The organism is Streptomyces sp. NBC_01591 (genome assembly GCF_035918155.1).
Taxonomy (GTDB): Bacteria; Actinomycetota; Actinomycetes; order Streptomycetales; family Streptomycetaceae; genus Streptomyces.
The window spans coordinates 2,365,865-2,389,892 of record NZ_CP109327.1; the positions used below are offsets into that span (position 1 = coordinate 2,365,865).

At 71.6% G+C, this 24,028-nt stretch carries 19 protein-coding genes and 1 pseudogene; 8 read left to right on the top strand and 12 right to left on the bottom strand.

Translation table 11 applies throughout. The features are described 5' to 3' along the window. Positions 1 to 88: 88 nt before the first annotated feature. Both OG978_RS11045 and OG978_RS11050 read right to left on the bottom strand, forming a co-directional pair. Complete coding sequence (locus tag OG978_RS11045; RefSeq protein ID WP_326765033.1) at positions 89 to 652, bottom strand: HutD/Ves family protein; 564 nt, start codon at positions 650 to 652, stop codon at positions 89 to 91. After that, entirely contained in the window at positions 649 to 1,395 is a 747-nt protein-coding gene (locus OG978_RS11050; RefSeq protein ID WP_326765034.1) for a vWA domain-containing protein, read from the bottom strand. The genes OG978_RS11045 and OG978_RS11050 overlap by 4 nt, the downstream gene beginning before the upstream one ends. Positions 1,396 to 1,544: 149 nt before the next feature. Between OG978_RS11050 and OG978_RS11055 the strand changes: the two genes are divergently transcribed. Then, complete coding sequence (locus tag OG978_RS11055; protein WP_326765035.1) at positions 1,545 to 2,468, top strand: rhomboid family intramembrane serine protease; 924 nt, start codon at positions 1,545 to 1,547, stop codon at positions 2,466 to 2,468. A gap of 121 nt (positions 2,469 to 2,589) precedes the next feature. Here OG978_RS11055 and OG978_RS11060 read toward each other — a convergent pair whose 3' ends face one another. The 3 genes from OG978_RS11060 to OG978_RS11070 all read right to left on the bottom strand — a co-directional run bounded on the left by OG978_RS11060 (position 2,590) and on the right by OG978_RS11070 (position 9,836). Further along, positions 2,590 to 4,119 carry a glutamate synthase subunit beta gene (locus OG978_RS11060; protein ID WP_326765036.1) on the bottom strand — a complete coding sequence of 510 codons (1,530 nt, stop codon included), beginning with the start codon at positions 4,117 to 4,119 and terminating at the stop codon, positions 2,590 to 2,592. Further along, positions 4,112 to 8,671, bottom strand: coding sequence for a glutamate synthase large subunit (gene gltB, locus OG978_RS11065; RefSeq protein WP_326765037.1), 4,560 nt, complete (start codon positions 8,669 to 8,671; stop codon positions 4,112 to 4,114). The genes OG978_RS11060 and gltB overlap by 8 nt, the downstream gene beginning before the upstream one ends. A gap of 430 nt (positions 8,672 to 9,101) precedes the next feature. Then, positions 9,102 to 9,836 (bottom strand): VIT1/CCC1 transporter family protein, encoded by a 735-nt coding sequence (locus OG978_RS11070; RefSeq protein WP_326769993.1) that lies wholly within the window; start codon positions 9,834 to 9,836, stop codon positions 9,102 to 9,104. 263 nt (positions 9,837 to 10,099) lie between these two features. Here OG978_RS11070 and OG978_RS11075 point away from each other — a divergent pair. From OG978_RS11075 to OG978_RS11105, 7 genes and pseudogenes are all read left to right on the top strand, one after another. Further along, positions 10,100 to 11,005, top strand: a pseudogene (locus OG978_RS11075) (ADP-ribosylglycohydrolase family protein); the annotation flags it as partial. A gap of 474 nt (positions 11,006 to 11,479) precedes the next feature. Next, entirely contained in the window at positions 11,480 to 12,658 is a 1,179-nt protein-coding gene (locus tag OG978_RS11080) for an ADP-ribosylglycohydrolase family protein (protein ID WP_326769994.1), read from the top strand. Then, positions 12,600 to 13,787 (top strand): ADP-ribosylglycohydrolase family protein, encoded by a 1,188-nt coding sequence (locus tag OG978_RS11085; protein WP_326765038.1) that lies wholly within the window; start codon positions 12,600 to 12,602, stop codon positions 13,785 to 13,787. Before OG978_RS11080 ends, OG978_RS11085 begins: the two co-directional genes overlap by 59 nt. Next, positions 13,784 to 15,157, top strand: a complete 1,374-nt coding sequence (locus OG978_RS11090; RefSeq protein WP_326765039.1) for an ADP-ribosylglycohydrolase family protein — start codon at positions 13,784 to 13,786, stop codon at positions 15,155 to 15,157. Before OG978_RS11085 ends, OG978_RS11090 begins: the two co-directional genes overlap by 4 nt. Next, a complete protein-coding gene (gene rbsK, locus OG978_RS11095) occupies positions 15,154 to 16,038 on the top strand; it encodes a ribokinase (protein WP_326765040.1) in 885 nt (294 codons plus the stop codon). The genes OG978_RS11090 and rbsK overlap by 4 nt, the downstream gene beginning before the upstream one ends. Then, on the top strand, positions 16,035 to 17,234 hold the full coding sequence (locus OG978_RS11100; RefSeq protein ID WP_326765041.1) for a CaiB/BaiF CoA transferase family protein: 1,200 nt from the start codon (positions 16,035 to 16,037) through the stop codon (positions 17,232 to 17,234). The genes rbsK and OG978_RS11100 overlap by 4 nt, the downstream gene beginning before the upstream one ends. Next, on the top strand, positions 17,231 to 18,037 hold the full coding sequence (locus tag OG978_RS11105; protein ID WP_326765042.1) for an HpcH/HpaI aldolase/citrate lyase family protein: 807 nt from the start codon (positions 17,231 to 17,233) through the stop codon (positions 18,035 to 18,037). Before OG978_RS11100 ends, OG978_RS11105 begins: the two co-directional genes overlap by 4 nt. A 58-nt stretch (positions 18,038 to 18,095) precedes the next feature. Here OG978_RS11105 and lgt read toward each other — a convergent pair whose 3' ends face one another. The 7 genes from lgt to OG978_RS11140 form a co-directional block, all read right to left on the bottom strand. Then, positions 18,096 to 19,115, bottom strand: coding sequence for a prolipoprotein diacylglyceryl transferase (gene lgt / locus OG978_RS11110; RefSeq protein WP_326765043.1), 1,020 nt, complete (start codon positions 19,113 to 19,115; stop codon positions 18,096 to 18,098). A gap of 109 nt (positions 19,116 to 19,224) precedes the next feature. Continuing rightward, positions 19,225 to 20,052: a DsbA family protein gene (locus tag OG978_RS11115; protein WP_326765044.1), complete on the bottom strand. Its 828-nt coding sequence runs from the start codon at positions 20,050 to 20,052 to the stop codon at positions 19,225 to 19,227. Between the two features lie 74 nt (positions 20,053 to 20,126). After that, positions 20,127 to 20,939, bottom strand: a complete 813-nt coding sequence (gene trpA / locus OG978_RS11120; RefSeq protein WP_326765045.1) for a tryptophan synthase subunit alpha — start codon at positions 20,937 to 20,939, stop codon at positions 20,127 to 20,129. Then, positions 20,936 to 22,216 (bottom strand): tryptophan synthase subunit beta, encoded by a 1,281-nt coding sequence (gene trpB, locus OG978_RS11125; protein ID WP_326765046.1) that lies wholly within the window; start codon positions 22,214 to 22,216, stop codon positions 20,936 to 20,938. Before trpB ends, trpA begins: the two co-directional genes overlap by 4 nt. Before the next feature lie 133 nt (positions 22,217 to 22,349). Continuing rightward, positions 22,350 to 22,511 (bottom strand): tryptophan biosynthesis modulator TrpM, encoded by a 162-nt coding sequence (trpM, locus tag OG978_RS11130; protein WP_326769995.1) that lies wholly within the window; start codon positions 22,509 to 22,511, stop codon positions 22,350 to 22,352. A 62-nt stretch (positions 22,512 to 22,573) separates the two neighbouring features. Continuing rightward, positions 22,574 to 23,383 (bottom strand): indole-3-glycerol phosphate synthase TrpC, encoded by an 810-nt coding sequence (gene trpC, locus OG978_RS11135; protein ID WP_326765047.1) that lies wholly within the window; start codon positions 23,381 to 23,383, stop codon positions 22,574 to 22,576. 126 nt (positions 23,384 to 23,509) lie between these two features. Then, positions 23,510 to 24,019 (bottom strand): DUF2752 domain-containing protein, encoded by a 510-nt coding sequence (locus OG978_RS11140; protein WP_326765048.1) that lies wholly within the window; start codon positions 24,017 to 24,019, stop codon positions 23,510 to 23,512. Positions 24,020 to 24,028: the final 9 nt, after the last annotated feature.

The following is a 24,028-nucleotide window of genomic DNA, read 5'->3' on the forward strand; positions in this document are numbered from 1 at the left end:
ATGGAACCCTGGAAACCCGACATCTTCTGTCGTGATTTCCCGGCCCGCGCCGACTCGTCCACCCTTCGGTTCATCCGGCCCGTCCGCCTCATCCCTCCGACAGGGTGACCAGCAGCGCCCATCCGTGGGTCCGGAGCACTTCCGGCGAGTCGCCCCGCTTCAACAGCGCGTCGTAGCGGTCGAGTTCGAGGTCCGAGCCGTCGAGCACCGCGCCGTCCTCCAGCGCGATGGCCAGCACCGCCCCGCCCGGGGGCGCCGACAGCCTGACGGTGCCGCGCACCACCGCGACCGCCGCGCTCGTCCGCCCCCTGCGGCACATCACATTGAGGTTCACGACCGGGCCGCCGAGCAGTGTGCCGTCGGTCTCCAGGTCACCGGGGAAGTCGTGCGGCCAGTACGGCTCGTCGACGATGTGGTGCTCACCGCCCACCATGAGGTCCATGCCGGCGCCCTCGACCACGGTCAGGGTGCGGTCGACGCCGGGGAACGTGGAGAACGGCCCGTCCTCGGACACCTCGGCGAGGCTGACCCGCCAGTCGAAGGCGCCCAGCGGCGCGCCCTCGGGGTACGCCGCGATCTCCCGGGTGACTCCCCCACCGTTCTTCCAGGGCGTGGCCGTACGGTCCGCCGCCCGCAGCACCCGGGCCGTCACTTGACGATCCCCTGGGCCCTGGCCGCGGCCAGCCACTGCGGGAATTCGGCGATGAGCCGGTCGTACAGCTCGGCGTCCGGGACCTTGCGCGGGTCGAGTCCGGCGTGGAAGAAGCCCGCGTTGTCGACTGCCCGCTTGGCGGGTACGGCCAGTTCGTCGAGCTTGCGCAGGAAGTCGAACTGGCTGCTCCGCTTGTTGCCGAAGCCGATGAACTGCCAGAACAGGGGCAGTTTCGCCGCCTTGCAGAGATAGCGTTCCGCCGCGTGCTTGCTGATCGGGCCGCCGTCGGTCTGGAAGACGACCAGCGCGGGCGCGGTGGAGCCGCTGTCGAGGTAGTGGTCGATGACGGCGTCCATGGCCAGGTGGTAGCTGGTCTTCCCCATGTGCCCGAGGCCGGCCACGATCGCGTCGACCCGGCCGCGGTGGTCGTCCAGGGCGATGTCGGTGACGGCGTCGACCTCCGTGGAGAACAGGACGAGGGGGATGCGGCCATCGTCGTCCAGATGGGCCGAGAGCCCCAGCACCCGGTCCGCCAGGGCCTGGACGCTGCCGTCCTTGTAGTACTCCCGCATGGAGCCGGAGTAGTCGAGCACCAGATAGACCGCGGCACGCTCGCCGCTCATACGGTGCTTCGTCAACGAGACCGAGGCGCTCTTGTAGAGGCTGACCAGCGCGGGCGCGCTCTCCTCGATCTTGCGGAGGCTGATGGCCGGACCTGGTGCGGCGGCGGGCGAGCCGGCCATGCTGTTTCTCCGATCCTCGGCGTGTCAGACGTGCCAGAACCCTGAGCGTAAGCCACCCGGGCATGCCCCGGCCGGGCGGTGTTCGCTATGTTGATCTGCCGCCGTCCCCACCGGCCGCTCGTGTCCGCTCACCCGTGAAGGAGCCTGCCGTGGAGGCCGCGGTCACCACCTGTTATCGCCATCCGTCCTACGAGACGTATGTGAGCTGCACCCGCTGCGAACGCTTCATCTGCCCCGAATGCATGCGCGAGGCCGCCGTCGGCCACCACTGCGTGGAGTGCGTGAAGGAGGGGCAGCGCTCGATCCGGCAGGCGCGCACGGTGTTCGGCGGTGCGGTCCCGCGGAGCGCGGTGCCGATCGTCACGTATGTGCTGATGGGTCTCAACATCGCGGCGTATCTGGGCGAGTTGGTCCGTCCGGGGATCGTCGACCGGTTCGCGATGCTCGGTGCGGGGCTGAACGGCCCGGACGGAGGCCATTACGTCTACGAGGCCGGGGGCTTCCCCGGCTTCGATGTGATCGGTGTGGTGGGCGGTGAGTGGTACCGGCTGCTGACCGGGGCCTTCCTGCATCTCCCGCCGGGCGGATCGTCCTTCGGTTCGCTGCCGTTCGGGGTGCTGCACATCCTCTTCAACATGTACGCACTGTGGAACCTGGGCCGGGTGGTGGAGGAGCAGCTGGGCCGGGCCCGTTATCTCGCGCTGTATCTGCTGTCCGCGCTGGGCAGTTCGGTGCTGGTCTATCTGATCGCGCCGTTCGACGGCACGGTGGGCGCCTCGGGTGCGATCTTCGGTCTCGGGGCGGCGTTCTACGTCATCAACCGGCGTCTGGGCCGCGACATGCGGGCGGTGAACCGGTTCATGGCCGGTTTCCTGATCTGGATGCTGATCTCGGCCGGATTCGCCTCGTGGCAGGGCCACTTGGGCGGGCTCCTGACGGGCGGTCTCGTCACCGTCGCGTACGCCTACGCCCCGGCGAAGCGCCGTACGACGGTCCAGGCCGCCGCGGGTGTGGTGCTGTTCGCCGTGCTGGTGCTGCTGGTGGTGCTCAAGACGTCCGCGCTGACGGGCTGAGCCGGGGCCGGTCCGGCCGGTCCCGGACGCGCCGCGGCGCCTGCCGAATCGTCCGGTCGGGGACGGGCAGGCGCCGCGTTCAGTTCCGCACGCCGTTGTGCGGGACATCTGTGTGCCGTGATCAGACCATCAGTGAACGGTCCGTCGGGCGGATCGGGGCCGGCAGGGCGCTGGCTCCGGTCAGGTAGCGGTCCACCCCGCGTGCCGCGGAGCGGCCCTCGGCGATGGCCCACACGATGAGGGACTGGCCGCGGCCGGCGTCACCGGCGACGAAGACTCCGTCGACGTTGGTGGCGTACTCCGCGTCGCGCGCGACGTTGCCGCGCTCGTCGAGCTCCAGGGCGAACTGCTGGACCAGACCGTTGGCCTGGTCGGTGCCGGTGAAGCCCATGGCGAGGGTGACCAGCTGTGCGGGGATCCTCCGCTCGGTGCCGGGCTTCTGCGCCGGCTTGCCGTCCTTGAACTCCACCTCGACCAGGTGCAGTGCCTGGACGTTGCCGTCCTCGTCGCCTTCGAAGTGGGTGGTGGAGACGGAGTAGACCCGTCCCTCCTCGCCCGCCTTCGGGCAGGAGGGTCCCTCGTCCGGATCGGCGCCCTTCCTCTTCTGAGCCAGGTACGTGGTCTCCTCGTGCGCAGAGGTGACCTTGTAGAGCATGGGGAACGTCGGCCAGGGCTGGTTGGCGTTCCGGTCCTCGCCCGGCCTGGGCATGATCTCCAGCTGGGTGACGGAGAGCGCGCCCTGGCGGTGGGCGGTGCCGACGCAGTCGGCGCCGGTGTCGCCGCCGCCGATCACGACGACGTGCTTGCCCTCGGCGGTGATCGGGGAGACCGTCAGGTCGCCCTCCTGCACCTTGTTGGCCAGCGGCAGGTACTCCATGGCGAAGTGCACGCCGTTCAGCTCACGGCCCGGGACGGGCAGATCGCGCGAGACGGTGGCACCCGCGGCGATGACGACCGCGTCGTACCGGCGGCGGAGCTTGGCGGCGTCGATGTCCTTGCCGATCTCCGTCTCGGTGCGGAACTTGGTGCCTTCCGCGCGCATCTGCTCGATGCGGCGGTTGATGTGCGACTTCTCCATCTTGAACTCGGGGATGCCGTACCGGAGAAGGCCTCCGATGCGGTCGGCGCGCTCGTAGACGGCGACGGTGTGGCCGGCCCGGGTCAGCTGCTGGGCGGCGGCGAGACCGGCCGGACCCGAGCCGATCACGGCGACGGTCTTGCCGGAGAGCCGCTCGGGCGGCTGCGGGGTGACGTCACCGTTGCCCCACGCCTTGTCGATGATGGAGACCTCGACGTTCTTGATGGTGACGGCCGGCTGGTTGATGCCGAGCACGCACGCCGACTCGCACGGGGCCGGGCAGAGCCGCCCGGTGAACTCCGGGAAGTTGTTCGTGGCGTGCAGGCGCTCGGACGCGGCCGACCAGTCCTCGCGGTAGGCGTAGTCGTTCCACTCGGGGATGAGGTTTCCGAGCGGACAGCCGTTGTGGCAGAACGGGATGCCGCAGTCCATGCAGCGGCCGGCCTGCTTGCTGATGATCGGGAGCAGCGAGCCCGGAACGTAGACCTCGTTCCAGTCCTTGACGCGCTCGCCGACGGGGCGGGTCTCGGCGACCTCGCGCCCGGTGGTCAGGAAGCCCTTGGGGTCAGCCATTGGTCGCCGCCTCCATCATCTTCTCGGTGGTCTCCTGCTCGGAGAGACCGGCGAGCTCAGCGGCGTCCTTGGCGGCGAGCACTGCCTTGTAGGTGGACGGGATGATCTTGCTGAAGCGGGCCACCGCGGTGTCCCACTCGGCAAGCAGCTTCTCGGCGACCGTGGATCCGGTCTCCTCCTGGTGGCGGCGCACCACGTCGTGCAGCCACTGCTTGTCGGTGTCGGAGGGGGCCTCGATGGCACCGAGGTTGCCGACGTTGACGTTGTCGCGGTTCAGGTCGATGACGTAGGCGACACCGCCCGACATGCCCGCGGCGAAGTTGCGTCCGGTCTCGCCGAGGACGACGGCGTGGCCGCCGGTCATGTACTCGCAGCCGTGGTCGCCCACGCCTTCCGAGACGACCGTCGCGCCGGAGTTGCGGACGCAGAACCGCTCACCGGTGCGGCCGCGCAGGAACAGCTCGCCGCCGGTGGCGCCGTAGGCGATGGTGTTGCCCGCGATGGTGGAGTACTCGGCGAGGTGGTCGGCGCCGCGGTCCGGGCGGACGACGACCCGGCCGCCGGAGAGGCCCTTGCCGACGTAGTCGTTGGCGTCGCCCTCCAGGCGCAGCGTCACACCGCTCGGTACGAACGCGCCGAAGGACTGGCCCGCGGAGCCGGTGAAGGTGATGTCGATGGTGTCCTGCGGCAGACCGGTGCCGCCGAACTTCTTCGTCACCTCGTGGCCGAGCATGGTGCCGACGGTCCGGTTGATATTGCGGATCGCGACCTGGGCCCGGACCGGCTGGGCGGTCTCGGCGCTGTCCGCGTTCAGGGCGTCGGCGGCGAGCCTGATCAGCTCGTTGTCGAGGGCCTTGGCGAGACCGTGGTCCTGCTCGGTCCGCTGGTGGCGGACCGCGCCCTCGGGCAGCTCGGGGACGTGGAACAGCGGCTTCAGGTCGAGGCCCTGTGCCTTCCAGTGCTTGATCGCACGGTCGGTGTCGAGCAGCTCGGCGTGGCCGACGGCCTCTTCGATCGTACGGAAGCCGAGTTCGGCGAGGATCTCGCGGACTTCCTGGGCGATGAACTCGAAGAAGTTGACGACGTACTCGGCCTTGCCGGAGAACCGGTCGCGCAGGACCGGGTTCTGGGTGGCGATGCCGACCGGGCAGGTGTCCAGGTGACAGACGCGCATCATGACGCAGCCGGAGACGACGAGCGGCGCGGTCGCGAAACCGAACTCCTCGGCGCCCAGCAGCGCGGCGATGATCACGTCGCGGCCGGTCTTCAGCTGACCGTCGGTCTGCACGACGATGCGGTCGCGCAGGCCGTTGAGCAGCAGGGTCTGCTGGGTCTCGGCGAGGCCGAGCTCCCAGGGGCCGCCCGCGTGCTTCAGGGAGGTGAGCGGGGAGGCGCCCGTTCCGCCGTCGTGGCCGGAGATCAGGACGACGTCCGCGTGCGCCTTGGAGACACCGGCGGCGACCGTGCCGACGCCGACCTCGGAGACCAGCTTCACGTGGATGCGGGCCGCCGGGTTGGCGTTCTTGAGGTCGTGGATCAGCTGAGCCAGGTCCTCGATGGAGTAGATGTCGTGGTGCGGCGGCGGGGAGATCAGGCCGACGCCCGGGGTGGAGTGCCGCGTCTTCGCGACCCACGGGTAGACCTTGTGGCCGGGCAGCTGGCCGCCCTCGCCGGGCTTGGCGCCCTGCGCCATCTTGATCTGGATGTCGTCCGCGTTGACCAGGTACTCGCTGGTCACACCGAAGCGGCCGGAGGCGACCTGCTTGATGGACGAGCGGCGCGCCGGGTCGTAGAGCCGGTCGGCGTCCTCGCCGCCCTCACCGGTGTTGGACTTGCCGCCCAGCTGGTTCATGGCGATGGCGAGGGTCTCGTGCGCCTCGCGGGAGATCGAGCCGTACGACATGGCGCCGGTGGAGAAGCGCTTGACGATGTCGGAGACGGACTCGACCTCGTCGATGGAGATCGGCTCGCGGTCCGACGTGAAGCCGAACAGGCCGCGGAGCGTCATCAGCCGCTCGGACTGCTCGTTCACCCGGTCCGTGTACTTCTTGAAGATGTCGTAGCGCTTGTTGCGTGTGGCGTGCTGGAGGCGGAAGACCGTCTCCGGGTCGAACAGGTGCGGCTCGCCCTCGCGGCGCCACTGGTACTCGCCGCCGATCTCCAGCGCGCGGTGCGAGGCGGAGATGCCGGAGGCGGGGTAGCCCTTGGCGTGCCGGGCGGCGACCTCCTTGGCGATGACCTCGAGGCCGGCGCCGCCGATCTTGGTGGCGGTGCCGTTGAAGTACTTGGCGACGAATTCCTCGTCCAGGCCGACGGCCTCGAAGACCTGGGCGCCCCGGTAGGAGGCGACCGTCGAGATGCCCATCTTGGACATGACCTTCAGGACGCCCTTGCCGAGCGCGTAGATCAGGTTCCGGATGGCCTTCTCGGGCTCGATGCCCTCGATGAACGTACCGGCGCGGACCAGGTCCTCGACGGACTCCATCGCGAGGTACGGGTTGACCGCGGCGGCTCCGTAGCCGATGAGCAGCGCGACGTGGTGGACCTCGCGGACGTCCCCGGCCTCGACCAGCAGACCCACCTGGGTGCGCTGCTTGGTCCGGATGAGGTGGTGGTGGACGGCCGAGGTGAGCAGCAGCGACGGGATCGGCGCGTGCTCGGCGTCGGAGTGCCGGTCGGACAGGACGACCAGACGGGCGCCGTCCTCTATGGCGGCGTCGACCTCGGCGCAGATCTGCTCGATCCGCGCGGCGAGGGCTTCGCCGCCGCCGCCGACCCGGTAGAGACCGGAGAGCGTGGCGGCCTTCATGCCCGGCATGTCGCCGTCGGCGTTGATGTGTATCAGCTTGGCGAGCTCGTCGTTGTCGATCACCGGGAACGGCAGCGTGACGCTGCGGCACGACGCGGCGGTCGGCTCCAGCAGGTTGCCCTGCGGGCCGAGCGTGGAGCGCAGCGAGGTGACGAGCTCCTCGCGGATGGCGTCCAGCGGCGGGTTGGTGACCTGCGCGAACAGCTGGGTGAAGTAGTCGAAGAGCAGCCGGGGGCGCTCGGACAGTGCGGCGATCGGCGAGTCCGTACCCATGGAGCCGAGCGGCTCGCCCGCGGTGCGGGCCATCGGCGCGAGGATGACGCGGAGCTCTTCCTCGGTGTAGCCGAAGGTCTGCTGGCGGCGGGTGACGGAGGCGTGCGTGTGCACGATGTGCTCCCGCTCTGGGAGGTCCTCCAGCTCGATCTCGCCGGTCTCCAGCCATTCCTGGTACGGGTTCTCGGCGGCGAGGGACGCCTTGATCTCGTCGTCCTCGATGATGCGGTGCTCGGCGGTGTCGACGAGGAACATCTTGCCGGGCTGGAGGCGGCCCTTGCGGACGACCTTCGCGGGGTCGATGTCCAGGACACCCACCTCGGAGGAGAGCACGACGAGACCGTCGTCGGTGACCCAGTAGCGGCCGGGGCGCAGACCGTTGCGGTCCAGGACCGCGCCGACCTGGGTGCCGTCGGTGAAGGTGACGCAGGCCGGGCCGTCCCAGGGCTCCATCATCGTGGAGTGGTACTGGTAGAAGGCGCGCCGGGTCGGGTCCATCGAGTCGTGGTTCTCCCACGCCTCGGGAACCATCATCAGCACCGAGTGCGGCAGCGAGCGGCCGCCGAGGTGGAGTAGCTCCAGGACCTCGTCGAAGGAGGCGGAGTCGGAGGCGTCGGGGGTGCAGACGGGGAAGATCCGGTCGAGCTGCTCCGTACCGAAGAGGGTGGACGCGAGCTGGGACTCGCGGGCCTTCATCCAGTTGCGGTTGCCCTTGACCGTGTTGATCTCGCCGTTGTGCGCGACGAAGCGGTACGGGTGGGCGAGCGGCCAGCTCGGGAAGGTGTTGGTGGAGAACCGCGAGTGGACCAGGGCGACCGCGGTGGCGCAGCGGCGGTCGGAGAGGTCCGGGAAGAACGGCTCCAGCTGCCCGGTGGTGAGCATGCCCTTGTAGACGATCGTGCGGGCGGAGAGCGAGGGGAAGTACACCCCGGCCTCCCGCTCGGCGCGCTTGCGCAGCACGAAGGCCTTGCGGTCGAGGGCGATGCCGGTGTTCTCGCCGTCCGCGACGAAGAGCTGGCGGAACTCGGGCATGGTGGTGCGGGCGCCGTTGCCGAGGATGCCGGGGGTGACGGGGACCTGGCGCCAGCCGAGGACCTTGAGGCCCTCCTCCGTGGAGATCTTCTCCAGCTTGCGGACGGCCTCGGTGGAGTCGTCGGCGGGCAGGAAGGCGATTCCGACGGCGTAGGCGCCGGCCTCGGGGAGGTCGAAGGCGGCCTCTTCGCGCAGGAAGGCGTCCGGAACCTGGAGGAGGATCCCGGCGCCGTCGCCGGAGTCCGGCTCGGATCCGGTGGCACCGCGGTGTTCGAGATTGCGCAGTACGGTCAGCGCCTGCTCGACCAGCTCATGGCTGGCCACACCGGTCAGAGTGGCCACGAACCCGACACCGCAGGCGTCGTGCTCGTTACGGGGGTCGTACATCCCCTGCTGGGCGGGGCGACCGTCCATGGGCGACCAGGCGTCGGAACGCATTGGCTCTCCCGTCGTCGTCGTGGCATATGCAGTGCCGAGGGACGACGTTGGCCCTCTGCGAAATTTCGTGCAGGTTACATGATGGGGCGCTTCTCAAGAAGCGGATAGTTCGTTCCAACATACGGACACCGCCCGAGGCGGTGGGGTGGGTCGCAGTCGGAGATCGGCGCCCGAGGGGGACCGCAGAGAGCAGGCGTCGTTGCCTGCGGTGTCTACGGCTTGCCCGGTGGCAAAGGAAATGAAACCGCCGGGTAACGGCTACTTATGTGTAGCCCTGCATAGGGACTCATTTTACGCCCGCGGGAACCGTTCCGCCCAGTGGCAGCCACCAAGACGTACGTCACACGGATGGCGGACACGTTACGGGCAGGCGCCCCCGCCCGCGGGTGCACCTGCCCGGACCTTCGAACCTGCGGACCCTCGAATGGGGTCAGCTCCCGACGGCCACGCCGAACAGCGTGCCCAGACCGTAGGTGATGGCCGCCGCGGCCCCGCCCAGCACCAGCTGACGCAGCCCGCTGTACAGCCAGCTGCGGGCCGTCACCCTGGCCACCACCGCACCGCAGGCGAACAGCCCGGCCAGCGCGAGCAGCACGGCCGGCCACAGCGCGCTCGCGCCGAGCAGATACGGCAGCACGGGCAGCAGGGCACCCAGCGCGAACGCGCCGAACGACGAGACCGCGGCGACGAGCGGCGAGGGCAGATCGCCCGGGTCGATGCCCAGCTCCTCGCGGGCGTGTATCTCCAGGGCCTGCTCCGGGTCGCGCGAGAGCTGCCGCGCCACCTCACGGGCGAGCCCGGGCTCGACGCCGCGGGACTCGTAGAGTTCGGCGAGCTCCCGCTCCTCGTCCTTGGGGTGCTTGCGCAACTCCCGCCGCTCCACGTCGAGTTCGGCCTCGACGAGCTCCCGCTGCGAGGCCACGGAGGTGTATTCGCCGGCCGCCATGGAGAACGCACCGGCGGCCAGACCCGCCAGACCGGTGATCACGATCGTCTGCTGGGAGACCGAACCGCCCGCGACACCGGTCATCAGCGCGAGGTTGGAGACCAGCCCGTCCATGGCACCGAACACCGCCGGACGCAGCCAGCCGCCGTTCACATCACGGTGGGTGTGGTTGTCGCGGTGTGCCTCGTGCAGTACGGCGTCGGTCTCGATGATGGACACAGCTCTCCCCTTCTCCGGCAGCGGAATCCACTCGCTCCGCCCCCGCTCGACACCATCGAAAGTACGCACGAAAAACGGTCCCCGCCAGCAAGGCAGGCCGTACTTACCACCCTCCGTGAGGAAGTAAGTACGGCCTGCCTTCCTGCTTCTGACCCGTCATCCGACTGGCCCTTTTGTTGCGACTGTCGGCCTTTGTCGGGGCTCCGCGTGGGACAGATCGAGGAGTACGAGAACTGGCTCGGTGCGAGCGAAGGGTCGGCGCGATGGAGTTGATCGCAGGAAATCCGGCAGAGCCGCGGACCGGCGGCGCGGAAACCGGGGTGCCTGGCGGCGCGGGCCGGGGCGAGGTGCCCTGGGGAAGCCTGGTCGACCGGGCCCGCGGCTCCCTGCTCGGTCTCGCCGTCGGGGACGCGCTGGGGGCACCGGCGGAGAATCTGCGGCCGTCCGAGATCCGGCGCCGCTGGGGCCGGATCGAGGGCTTCGTGAGCGACGACCCCGCGGGCACCGACGACACCGAGTACGCGATCTTCTCCGGGCTGCTGCTCGCCCGGCACGGTTCCGCGCTGACCGTCACCCATGTGGAGCGGGCCTGGCATCTGTGGATCGCCGATCTCGACGAGGGGCCGTTCCGCGGTGCCGGGTTCAGCGAGCGGGGAACGCTGGAGAATCTGCGCCGGGGGCTCGCCGCCCCGATCTCCGCCCAGCACCGGCACGCCTGGAGCGACGGCCTGGCGATGCGGGCGGCGCCGTTCGGTGTCTTCGCGGCCGGCCGGCCGGACGAGGCGGCGCGGCTGGTCGCGGTGGACGGGCGGGTCAGCCATGACGGGGAAGGCATCTACGGCGGCCAGGCGGTGGCGGCCGGGGTGGCCGCCGCGATGGTAGGAGCCGGGGTCGCGTCGGTGATCGCCGCCGCGCTGTCGGTCGTCCCGATGGACTCCTGGACGGCGCGTTCGCTGCGGCGCGCGGTGGCGGCCGCGCAGCGCGGCTACCCCGACCGGCTCACCATGGAGCGCGCGGTGCGCTCCGCGGTGGTGGTCGGCGGCTACCCGTGGACGGACCTGGCACCCGAGGCGGTGGGCCTGGCCTTCGGCGCGTTCGCGGCGGCGCGCGGCGACTTCCGTACGGCGGTGCTGACGGCGGTCAACATGGGCCGCGACGCGGACACCACGGCGGCGGTGGCCGGGGCCCTGGCCGGCGCCCTGCACGGGGCGTCCGCGATTCCGCGGCGCTGGGGGGACGCCATCGGCCCGGTCCGGGGCAGCTGCCTGCCGACGATGCGGGGACACCACGTCCTGGACATCGCGGAGTTGCTCACTCCGGACGAGACGGACGACGCGGGCCGGGCGGGCAAGGTGCACACGCCGCACGCGGACGTCACAACGCGCGACGGCGACGACGAGGGCCCGGCCCGGCACCGTTCGCACACAGATGCGGACGCGCGGCACACGCCGCCCGCGGACGCGGCGGCCCAGCGCCCTTCGCCTACGGACGCGGGCGCACGACACGCACCGCCCGCGGACGCGGGCGAGACCCGGAACGATCCCCGTACGGAGGCCGACACGCCCCCGCGCGACACCCCCCGCACCCCCGCCTCCCCCGCCGCCCGTCTCCGTACCCGTCCCGCCGTCGGGCACCGGGCCCGGATCGAGGGGCTGTTGCTCGGACTCGCCTCCGGGGACGCCGCCGGATGGCCCGCCGCACGGCACCGGGCGGCCCGGATGCCCGAGTGGACCCGGCGTCTCACCCGGGAGCTCGACACCTTCGCCGAGCAGAACGCCACCACCACGCTGCCCGTCCCCATCGCGCTCAACCAGCCGCCCGAACCGTTGCGGCTGGGGCCCTCCGACGACGCCGAATGGGCGGCCTTCGCCGCCGGGACCGTACTCACATCGGCGGCCGGTCCGCTGCACGGGCTCTCCTCCGAACGCCGGATGCGGGCCGCCGTCGACGTCGCCTGGAACGCCCTGGCCGCCGAGGTCGCCGCGGCTGCCGCCCGTGCCCCCGAGGTCGAGTCCGCGGTGCTCCCGCTGCGTGCCCGGATCTCGGTACGGGCCGGGCTCGGCAATCTCGCCGCCGGGCTGCGCCCGCCCGCCACCGGCCACGACAACCCGCACTACTTCGACGACGCGGCCTGCGTACGGGCCGCCGTGCTCGCCGTCGCACACCCCGCGGACCCGGCCGCCGCCGCCGACCTCGCCGAGTTCGACGCCCGCTACACGCAGGACGGCGACGGGGTGCACGGTGCCCGCGCGATGGCGGCGGCGATCGCCGAGGCGCTGGGCGGCGCGGACGTGGACACCGCGGTCAACGCCGCGCTCGCACAGCTCCCCGACGGCACGGAGATCGCCCGCAACGCCGCCCACGCCGTCCGGATCGCCCGTGACTTCGTCGGAGAGGCGGCGGGCGCCTTCGCCCTCGTACCGGTGCTGGAGCATCAGATCGTCGACCATGTCTACAGCTACGGGATCGCCGCCGCCGAGACCGTCCCGGTCGCCCTCGCCCTGGCCACCGCCGCCCGCGGGCAGATCGCCCAGGCCGTACCCGCGGCGGCGTGCCTGTCGCGGGTGGCCGACTCGGCGCCCGCCCTGGCCGGCGCGCTGACCGGTGCGCTCGGCGGTATCGGCGCCGTCCCGGACGGCTGGCGCGAGGCCTGCCGCACCCTCGCGGGCTGTGCGCTGCCCCGCCTCGCGGGGACCGATCTCATCGAACTCGCCGGGCTGCTGGCAGACACGGAACCGAAGCCCATGGGTGGACAATCCGGACATGACATCCATGACGCCCACGCTGTCCGGGGCCGGACCCACGACACTCACACTCGATGAACGGATCACGGGCGCACTCGTCGGCGCCGCGGTCGGCGACGCCCTCGGCGGTCCGGTGGAGGGCCGGTCCCCCGAGCAGATCGTGGCCCGCCACGGCGGGCGGATCGACGGCATCGTGGGCCCGTGGGACGGCCAGAACTGGCGCACCGCGCGCCCCATCGCCCCGTATCACAAGGGCGACGGGCACATCACCGACGACACCTTGATGACCCATGCGCTGGTGCGGGTGTACGGCGCCGTGCGCGACCATCTCGACGCCTACGCGGTCGCCGGTCATCTCGTGCCCGAGCTGATCGCCACCCCCCGCTGGATCCCGGAGCTGGAGGCCGAGGCACTGCCGCTCCAGCGGATCTTCCTCGCCGAGAAGTGGATCGTCGCCCGGCTGCACTACGGCCATGTCGATCCGCGCGAGGCGGGCACCGGGAACATCGTCAACTGCGGTGCGGCGATGTACATGGCCCCGGTCGGCCTGGTCAACGCCGCCCACCCGGAGGCCGCGTACGCCGAGGCGCTGGATGTCGCCGGTGCCCACCAGTCGAGTTACGGAAGGGAGGCGGCCGGGGTCTTCGCGGCGGCCGTCGCCGCCGCCTGCGCTCCGGGCGCGACACCCTCCGGCGTCGTCGACACCTGTCTGTCGCTCGCCAGGGACGGCACCCGGTCGGCGATCGAGGCGGTCTGCGAAGTGGCCGCCCGGTACAGCGACTTCGAGTCGGCGCTGACCCCGCTGCGTACCGCCGTCGCCCCCTTCGACACGGTCGGCCCCGACTACCGCGCCCCGTCCCTCGGCGCGCGCAGGCCGTCCCGGCTGCATGCCATCGAGGAGCTCCCGATCGCGCTCGGGATGCTGCTCGTCGCGGACGGCGACTACCGGCACGCGGTCCTCGGCTCGGTCAACTACGGCCGGGACTGCGACTCGATCGCCACGATGAGCGGCGCCGTCGCGGGGGCGCTCCACGGCGAACAGGCGATCCCCGCCGCCTGGGTGAAAACGGTCGCCGAGGCCAGCCGCCTCGATCTGCACGCACCCGCACGGACCCTGGCGGACATCGCCCGCGAGGTGTTCGTACGGGACACGGCCCGGCGCCGCGCGCACGAGTCGGCGTTCGCCGCACTGGCGGGCACGCCATGACCGTACGGGTGACATGGGTGCAGCCCGAGGACCTCGTCGGGCACGAGCTGCGCCAGGCGGCCGAGGACGGGCGGGACGCACGTGCCATCGCACGCCGGTGGTACGAGGCGGGCGGCGCCCCCGCCCCGGAGCGCGCGGGCGCGTCCAGCCCGCCGGCCCCGGAGCTGCGCGCGCTCGCCGAGCGGCTGCTCGATGAACTCGCCCTGCAGGACTCGCCGTTGGAGGTGGACGAGCCGACGGAGCTGGCCGCGATCCGGGCCGCGTGCCCGGACTGGCCGGCGCCCCGCACCGGTTCGCCGTCGGTGAGCCGGGACCGGCTGCACGCCGCCTGGCTGGGCCGGGCGGCCGGCTGCCTGCTCGGCAAGCCCGTCGAGAAGCTGCCGCTGGACGGCATCCGCGCCCTGGCCCGCGCCACCGGCAACTGGCCGCTCAACACGTGGTTCACCGCCGAGAACCTGCCCGCCCCACTGGCCGCCACCTACCCCTGGAACCGTCGCTCCGCGCCCAATTCGCTGGCCGAGAACATCGACGGCATGCCCGAGGACGACGACCTCAACTACCCCTTGCTCACTGTGGTGTTGCTCCAGCGGTACGGTCCGTCGTTCACCACCGGCGATCTCGCCGGGCTCTGGCTCGACGAGCTCCCGGCAGGCCGGACGTTCACCGCCGAGCGGGTCGCGTACCGCAATCTGCTGGACGGCATCGAGCCCCCGCACACCGCCAGGTACCGCAACCCGTTCCGGGAGTGGATCGGCGCGCAGATCCGGGCCGATGTGCATGGCTGGACCCATCCGGGCGACCCGGCGGCCGCGGCGGAACAGGCACATCGGGACGCCGTCCTCAGCCACACCGCCAACGGGGTGTACGGGGCGATGTTCACCGCCGCGGCGCTCGCCGAGGCGGCCGGGGGCGGGAGCGATGTGCACGGGTGTCTGGCCGCCGGGCTGCGCGTCGTCCCGCCGCGTTCACGGTTCGCGCACGCGGTGCTCTTCGGTGTCGCGGCGGCCCGCGGCGGCGCCGGTTTCGACGCGGTGGCCGACCGGCTGCACGCCGAGTACGGCGATTACCACTGGGTCCATGTGCTGCCCAACGCCGCTCTGCTCGCCGCCGCCCTCACCCATGCCGACGGCGACTTCTCGCACTCCATCTGCCGTGCGGTGTCGGGCGGCTGGGACACCGACTCCAACGGTGCGACCGCCGGTTCGCTCGCCGGGCTGCTGGCCGGGGCCCCTTCGCTGCTGCCCGACCGCTGGACCACCCCGCTGAAGAACCGCCTCGCCTCGTCCGTCCCCGGTTTCGACTCCATCGGCTTCGACGAACTCGCCGAACAGACCCACCGGCTCACCCAGAAGGAGGCACTGTGCCCATGACCGGCATCGCGGTGCTCGGCAGCACCAATATGGACCTCGTCGCATACGTCGCACGGGCCCCGGAGCGCGGAGAGACCGTCACCGGGCGGGAGTTCCGCACCGTCCCGGGTGGCAAGGGCGCCAACCAGGCAGTCGCCGCCGCCCGCGCGGGCGGCGATGTGATGATGATCGGCGCGGTGGGCGACGACGAGTACGGCGCCCGGCTCCGGACCGGCCTGGAGCACGCGGGCGTCGACACCGATCTGCTGCACACCGCCGAGGGCCCCAGCGGTACCGCGCACGTCGTCGTCGACGACACGGGGGCCAACTCCATCGTGGTGGTCCCCGGCGCCAACGGCACCGTCACCGCCCTCGGCCCCGGCGAGATGGCCGCCATCGCCGGAGCCGATCTGCTGCTCCTGCAGCTGGAGCTGCCGCTGTCCGCGGTGATCGAGGGCGCACGGGTGGCCCACGCCCAGGGTGTCCGGACCATCCTCACCCCGTCCCCCGTGCAGCCCCTGCCGGCCGAACTCCTCGACTGCGTCGACCTGTTGATCCCCAACGAACACGAGGCGGCCGCGCTCTCCGGCTTCACCGACCCCCATGCGGCGGCGCAGTACCTGCTCAGCCAGGTCCCCGCGGTCGTCATCACGCTCGGCTCGAAGGGCTGCCTGTACGCGGCCAGGGGCGGCGACCCCGTCCTCTTCCCCGCCCCCGAGGTCACCGCCGTCGACACCACGGGGGCGGGTGACACCTTCGTCGGCACGCTCGCCGTCGCGCTCGGCGAACGACGGCCCGTACCGGAGTCGCTGGCCTGGGCGTCCTCGGCCGCCGCGCTCTGCGTACAGCGGCCGGGCGCCTCGACCTCCATGCCGTACCGCACCGAGATCGACGCAGCGTGAAGGCGCCCGCGCAGGCCCCCCTGACCGGGCTGCGGGTCATCGACCTCGCCACGCTCTTCGCCGGTCCGCTCTCCGCCACCATGCTCGGCGACTTCGGCGCCGAGGTGATCAAGGTCGAGCATCCGAGCAGGCCCGACCCCTCGCGCGGGCACGGCCCCACGAAGGACGGTGTCGGCCTGTGGTGGAAGCTGCTCGGCCGCAACAAGCGCAATCTGACCCTCGATCTGTCCACTCCCGGCGGCCGCGGCCTCCTGCTCCGGCTGGCCGCCGAAACCGATGTAATCATCGAGAACTTCCGGCCCGGGACGCTGGAGCGCTGGGGGCTCGGCTGGACGGAGCTGCACGCGGCCAACCCCCGGCTGGTCCTGGTCAGGGTCACCGGATTCGGGCAGTTCGGCCCGTACGCGCACCGCCCCGGCTTCGGCACCCTGGCCGAGGCGATGAGCGGGTTCGCCGCGATCACCGGGGAGCCGGACGGGCCGCCCACACTGCCGCCGTTCGGGCTCGCCGACTCGATCGCGGCGCTGGCCACCGCGTACGCCGTGATGGCCGCGCTCGCCGGACGCGAGCGCACCGGTCAGGGGCAGATCGTCGACATGGCGATCATCGAGCCGATCCTGACCGTGCTCGGACCGCAGCCCATCTGGTACGACCAGCTCGGCTACGTACAGCCGCGCACCGGCAACCGCTCCCGGAACAACGCCCCGCGCAACACCTACCGCACCTCGGACGGGCACTGGGTCGCGGTCTCCACCTCCGCGCAGTCGATCGCCGAACGGGTGATGCGCCTGGTCGGCCGGGCGGAGCTGATCGACGAACCCTGGTTCGCCGTCGGCACCACCCGCGCCGAGCACGCCGACGAGCTCGACGAGGCGGTCGGCAACTGGATCGCCCGGCACACCCGTGAGGAGGCGGTCTCGGCCTTCGAGAAGGCGGAGGCGGCCATCGCGCCGATCCACGACGTCCGGGACGTGATGGAGGACCCGCAGTACCGGGCCCTGGACTCCGTCACCGAGGTCGACGACCCGGAGCTGGGGCCGCTACGGATGCAGAACGTGCTGTTCCGTCTCTCGGCGACACCGGGCGCGATCCGCTGGGCGGGCCGGCCGCACGGCGCGGACACCGAGGAGATCCTCACCGGACTGGGTCTGTCGGGCTCCGAGATCGCGGCACTGCGGGCGGAGCACGTGCTGTGACGGCGGCGGTCCCGCTCACCTGGCTGTACGTCCCCGGGGACCGGCCGGAGGTGGTGCGCAAGGCGCGGGATTCGGGCGCGGACGTGGTGATCGTGGATCTGGAGGACGCGGTCGCGCCGGACCGCAAGGAGTACGCGCGCTCCGCCACCGCCGAGCTGCTGTCCGAAGCGGCCGGGGAGGCGGCCGTGCCGATCCATGTCCGGGTCCACACCGAGGCGGACGTCCTCGCCCTGGCCGGGCTGCCGGGGCTCGCCGAGCTCCGGCTGCCCAAGATCACGCATGCGGCGTCCGTCCACCACATCGCGGCCGTGGCTCCGGGCGTCGCCCTCTGTCCGCTGCTGGAGTCGGCGCTCGGCATCGAGCACGCGTACTCGGTCGCCGCCTCCCATCCCCAGGTGCGCTCCATCGCCCTGGGCGAGGCGGACCTCCGGGCCGATCTGGGGGTACGGGACGACATCGGGCTCGACTGGTCGCGCAGCCGGGTGGTGGTCGCCGCCCGCGCGGCCGGACTCGCCCCGCCCACCCAGTCGGTGTTCCCGGACGTCCGGGACCTGGACGGCCTGTGGGCGTCCTGCGCACACGGCCGTGCGCTGGGCTTTCTGGGCCGGGCGGCGATCCATCCCCGCCAGCTCCCGGTCATCGAGCGGGCGTTCCGCCCGACGCCACAGGAGATCGAGGCGGCGGCGGAGATCGTTGCGGCGGCCGTGGCGGACGAGGGCGCGCTGGCCCTGCCGGACGGCCGGTTCGTCGACGCGGCGGTGGTGGCCTCGGCCCGCAGGACGCTGGCCCTGGCGGGCGGCTGAGAGCACACGTGGGGCCCCGGACCAGCGGTCCGGGGCCCCACGCACGGATTCACACGGCTCAGCCGTTCTTCGCCACTCCCGTGGTGCCGTTCTTCTCCGGTGTCCGGGTGGCGCTGTCGTCGGAGTCGTCGGCGCGCTCGGCGTCACCGTCGGCCTTCGGACCCTTGTCCGCGCCGCCCTTGGCGTCCTTGGCGTCCTTGGCGTCCTTGGCGTCCTCGACACCCTCGGCGTCGCTCGCGCCCTTGCCGTCCGCCGCTTCCTCCGCGGCGCCCGGCTCCACGATCTCCTCGCGCCCCGGCCGTACCTTCGCCGAGATCACGATGTACGCCACCGCCAGCACGAACACGATCAGCGCGGTCCACACGTTCAGGCGCAGGCCCAGGATGTGGTGGGCCTCGTCGACCCGCATGTACTCGATCCAGCCCCGCCCTGCGCAGTACGCGGCGACGTACAGGGCGAACGCCCGGCCGTGTCCGAGCTTGAAGCGGCGGTCCGCCCAGATCACCAGCACGGCTACACCGATGCACCACAGCGACTCGTAGAGGAACGTCGGGTGGTAGGTGCCGGCGACCCGGTTGGGGCCCTCGCTGATCTCCAGCGCCCACGGCAGATCGGTCTGCTTGCCGTACAGCTCCTGGTTGAACCAGTTTCCCCAGCGGCCGCAGGCCTGGGCCAGGGCGATGCCGGGGGCGAGCGCGTCGGCCCAGGCGGGCAGCGGGATCCCGCGGCGGCGGCAGCCGATCCAGGCGCCGACGGCACCGAGCGCGATCGCGCCCCAGATGCCGAGGCCGCCCTCCCAGATCTTGAAGGCGTCGACCCAGTTCTCACCCTCGCTGAAGTACAGCTGGTAGTCGGTGATGACGTGGTAGAGCCGGCCACCGACGAGACCGAAGGGCACGGCCCAGACGGCGATGTCGGCAACGGTGCCGGATCTGCCTCCGCGGGCGACCCAGCGCTTGTTGCCGAACCAGACGGCGACGAAGACACCGATGATGATGCAGAACGCGTAGCCGCGGAGCGGGATCGGGCCGAGATCGATCACGCCGGTCGACGGGCTGGGAATGAAGGCAAGGTCCATGGCAGGGTCGACGCTACCTTGCCGGGTGGGGCGTACGGCAACCCACCCGACAACGTCTGGGTAACGGGCAGGTCATCGATTCCCCTGCCGGACTCCGCCCGGGGACCGGTCAGGAACCCGACGGGGCCGGGGTGACCATGCCCGGCTTCTTGCCCTTGTTGGCCTCGGCCACCCACTTCTTGAGGTTCGCCACGGTGATCGGCTCGTTCCCCTTCTTCGGGAAGATCGATTCCCCGTTGAGCAGGGCGGTCGGTGTGCCCTGGAATCCGCCGTTCTGGAACGCCGTATTGGACTTCTGGACCCAGGCGTCGTGCTTGCCGTCGTTCACACAGCTGCGGAAATCGGGGGTGTCGAGCCCCGGGACCTTCCCCGAGAGCTCGATCAGCTTGGCGTTGTCACCGAAGGCGTCGTCGGCCTCCTGCGGCTGGTTGCGGTAGAGCACGTCGTGGTAGGCGGGGAACTTGCCGACGTCCTGTGCGCAGGCCGCCGCGTTGGCCGCCCGCAGCGAGCCGCTGCCGCCGAGATTGCCGTCGATGATCGTGGCGAGGTGGTACTCGGCCTTGATCTGCCCGGTCTTCTCCAACTGGTGGATCGCGTCGCGAAACGCGTTCTCGAACTGGGCGCAGACCGGGCAGCGGAAGTCCTCCCAGATGGTGAGCGTGGACGGGGCGTCGTCCGCGCCGACCTGGATGGCCAGGCTGTCCTTCCCGGTCGCGCCGGACGGGGCGGCGACTGGGCCCCCCGCCTCGCTCTTGTCACCCTTGCCGCCCGAATTCGCGGCGATCAGGCCGACGACGGCGGCCAGCGCCAGCACACCCACCACCGCACTGGCGACGATCAGCGTGCGCCTGCGGCGCTCGCTCGCCCTCTGGCGCTCGCGCTGCTGTACGAGCCGGTCTCGCGCGGCCCTTTTTCCCTGTTCGTTCTTCTCGCTCACACCCGCAGCAACGAACCGGGGAGGCACGTGCGTGCCTCCCCGGTCCAGGTCCACCCGTTTGGGTTACACCCGATTCAACGCTTTCGAACGCCTTCGGCGAGTCCGCCCGCCAGGGAGCGGACGGCGGCCAGGCCGGCCGCCTCGTCGGGGGCGTCCAGCATCGCCTTGACGAAGGCTGAGCCGACGATCACCCCGTCGGCGAAGCCGGCGACCTCGGCGGCCTGCCGGGCGTTGGAGACGCCCAGGCCGACGCAGACCGGCAGGTCGGTCGTGGCGCGGGTGCGCCGGACCAGGTCCTGGGCCTGCTCGCCGACCGACTCACGGGTGCCGGTGACACCCATCAGCGAGGCCGCGTAGACGAAGCCGGAGCCGACCGCGGTGATGGTGGCGAGGCGCTCGTCCTTGCTGCTCGGCGCGACGACGAAGACGGTCGCGAGACCGTGCTTGTCGGCGTGCTCGCGCCACAGCGCGGACTCCTGGACCGGCAGGTCCGGCAGGATGCACCCGGCGCCGCCCGCCTCGGCGAGCTCGGCGGTGAAGCGCTCGACGCCGTACCGGTCGATCGGGTTCCAGTACGTCATGACGAGGATCGGGACACCGGTCGCCTTGTACGCCTCACGGACCGTGCGCATCACGTCGGCGATCTTCACACCGCCGCGCAGGGCGATGTCGTCGGCGGTCTGGATGACCGGTCCGTCGAGCACCGGGTCGCTGTGCGGCAGCCCCACCTCGACGACGTCCGCACCGCCCGCCACGACCGCCTTCACGGCCTCGATCGCGCCGTCGACGGTCGGGAACCCGGCCGGGAGGTACGCGATGAGCGCGGCCCTGTCCTCCGCCTTCGCCTTCGCGAGGGAGGAACTCAACAACTCCACATTGCCGCTCACTTGGTGACCTCCTCTTCCCCGTCGGCCACGTCGGCCTCGACGACCCCGTCGGTCGCGCCGTACAGCCCGAAGTAGCGGGCTGCCGTGTCCATGTCCTTGTCGCCGCGGCCGGACAGGTTGACCACGAGCAGCCCGTCCTTGCCGAGCTCCTTGCCGACCTCCAGGGCTCCGGCCAGCGCATGGGCGCTCTCGATGGCCGGGATGATCCCTTCGGTACGGGAGAGGAGGCGCAGCGACTGCATGGCGGCGTCGTCGGTGACCGCGCGGTACTCGCCGCGGCCGATGTCCTTGAGGTACGAGTGCTCCGGGCCGATGCCCGGGTAGTCGAGACCGGCCGAGATGGAGTACGGCTCGGTGATCTGGCCCTCGTCGTCCTGGAGGACGTAACTGCGCGAGCCGTGCAGGATGCCGGGCTCGCCCGCGGTCAGGGTCGCCGCGTGCTCGCCGGTCTCCACACCGTGTCCGGCGGGCTCGCAGCCGATCAGCCGGACGCGCGCGTCCGGGATGAAGGCGTGGAAGAGCCCGATGGCGTTGGAGCCGCCGCCGACGCAGGCGATGGCGGCGTCCGGCAGCCGGCCGGTCCGCTCCAGGATCTGGCGGCGGGCCTCCACACCGATGACCCGGTGGAAGTCGCGGACCATGGCCGGGAAGGGGTGCGGTCCGGCGACGGTGCCGAAGAGGTAGTGCGTGCGGTCCACATTGGCGACCCAGTCGCGGAACGCCTCGTTGATGGCGTCCTTCAGGGTCCTGGAGCCGGACTTCACGGCGATGACCTCGGCGCCGAGCATCCGCATCCGCGCCACGTTCAGCGCCTGCCGCTCGGTGTCGATCTCGCCCATGTAGATGGTGCATTCGAGGCCGAAGAGCGCGCAGGCGGTCGCGGTGGCGACGCCGTGCTGGCCGGCGCCGGTCTCGGCGATGACCCGGGTCTTGCCCATACGCTTGGTGAGCAGCGCCTGGCCCAGCACGTTGTTGATCTTGTGCGAGCCGGTGTGGTTGAGGTCCTCGCGCTTGAGGAAGATCCGGGCGCCGCCCGCGTGCTCCGCGAAGCGCGGGACCTCGGTCAGGGCGCTGGGCCGGCCGGTGTAGTTGACCATGAGCTCGTTGAGCTCGGCGGCGAAGGCCGGGTCGGCCTTCGCCTTGTCGTACTCGACGGCGACCTCGTCCACGGCGGCGACGAGCGCCTCCGGGATGAACTTGCCGCCGAACGCACCGAAGTACCCCTCGGCGCTGGGAATCAGACCCTCCGGGTCCGGAATGAAGAAGTCAGATGACATCCGACGTGCTCCTCGACATCGCAATGGGTGGGTTCGCCGTATGCGCCATGAGCGGAGCGCCGCCCGACCGGGGTGGTCGGACGGTGCGGTCGTACGTACGACAGGAGTGGTGCGGTACGTCGGCCGGGGCTCGCTACAGCGCGGACCCCGTGCGCCATCGCATGCCGTTGACCTGGCCGGGCTCGTCGCCGATCACGTACCGCACCCGTCGGCCGTGCACACGGCGCGCAGGGGCGCGGCAGCCGCGGGGGCGGCAGCCGCGTGCCAGCGGGGCGTGCGGGACCCGGACCGTCATTCCGGTGAGGCGCAGGCCTCGCCGGCGACGGGACGCGGGACGTTCGGCGGACACCGGTCGGGTCAGCTCCGTCCGTGCCGGAGGGCCGGGTGGGCGCCGGCGGCGACCAGGTCGGCGACGGCGACCCGCGGGTCGCGGCCGGTGACCAGGGACTCGCCCACGAGCACCGCGTCGGCGCCCGCGTTGGCGTACGCGATCAGGTCGTGCGGGCCGCGGACACCGGACTCGGCGACCTTGACGATGTGGTTGGGGATCTCGGGGGCGACGCGCTCGAAGGTGGTGCGGTCGACCTTGAGGTCCTTCAGGTTGCGCGCGTTGACACCGATGACCTTCGCCCCGGCGTCCACGGCACGCTCCGCCTCCTCCTCGTCGTGCACCTCGACCAGCGGCGTCAGGCCGATGGACTCGGCGCGCTCGATCAGGGAGACCAGGGCCTCCTGGTCGAGGGCGGCGACGATCAGCAGGGCGAGGTCGGCGCCGTAGGCGCGGGCCTCCCAGAGCTGGTACGAGGTGACGATGAAGTCCTTGCGCAGGACCGGGATGTCGACCTTGGCGCGGACGGCCTCCAGGTCGGCGAGCGAACCGCCGAAGCGGCGCTCCTCGGTGAGGACCGAGATGACGGACGCGCCGCCCGCCTCGTAGTCCGCGGCGAGCGCGGCCGGGTCGGCGATCGCGGCCAGGGCACCCTTGGACGGGCTGGAACGCTTGACCTCGCAGATGACGGTGACGCCCTCGCCGCGCAGGGCGGCGACCCCGTCCTTGGCCCCCGGAGCGCGCGCGGCGCGTTCCTTCAGCTCGTCGAGGCTGACACGCGCCTGCCGCTCTGCGAGGTCGGCGCGTACGCCGTCGATGATCTCGTCGAGCACACTCACGCGAGCGGCCCCCTTTCGGGACGGTGATGATGAGGCAACAGGATCGGACATTCAGCCATATCAATGCTATCCGCAGGAGGGCGACTGGCTCGAATCCGGCTGATGAATGTCCCACTACCTGGGCATTCAAGGCGCCAGAACCGAACCGATCGGTAGATTCCGAACCACCGAGAAGATCAGCAGCACGGCCCCGATCCCCCACCAGACGGCGGGTTTCGCCGCGATGCTCATGGGCCTGCCCCGGGCGGCGCGGACCGTCCAGACCGTCCAGAGGACGGCGAAGACCGCGTAGCCGACGACGGCGAGCGCGTTGGAACCGAGGGCGGCGGCGATGTCGCCGTGCGCGACGGCGTGGGCGCTGCGCAGTCCGCCGCAGCCCGGGCAGTAGAGCCCGGTGAACCGGAGCAGCGGGCAGAGCGGGTAGTGGCCGGGCTGGTTGGGGTCGACGGCACCGACGTAGCCGAACGTCCCGACGACGACGGCCATGACGCCCACCGGTGTGGCCAGCCGCCGGACGCGCGAGGCGGGTACGGGGGGTACGGGGGCCGGGGGGAAGACCGGCGGGGACGGGCGGCCGGGACCGGGCCCGGAGGCCGGGGCCGGCACTGCGGCGGCGGGGGTAGGCGATGCGTCCACCCGGTGATT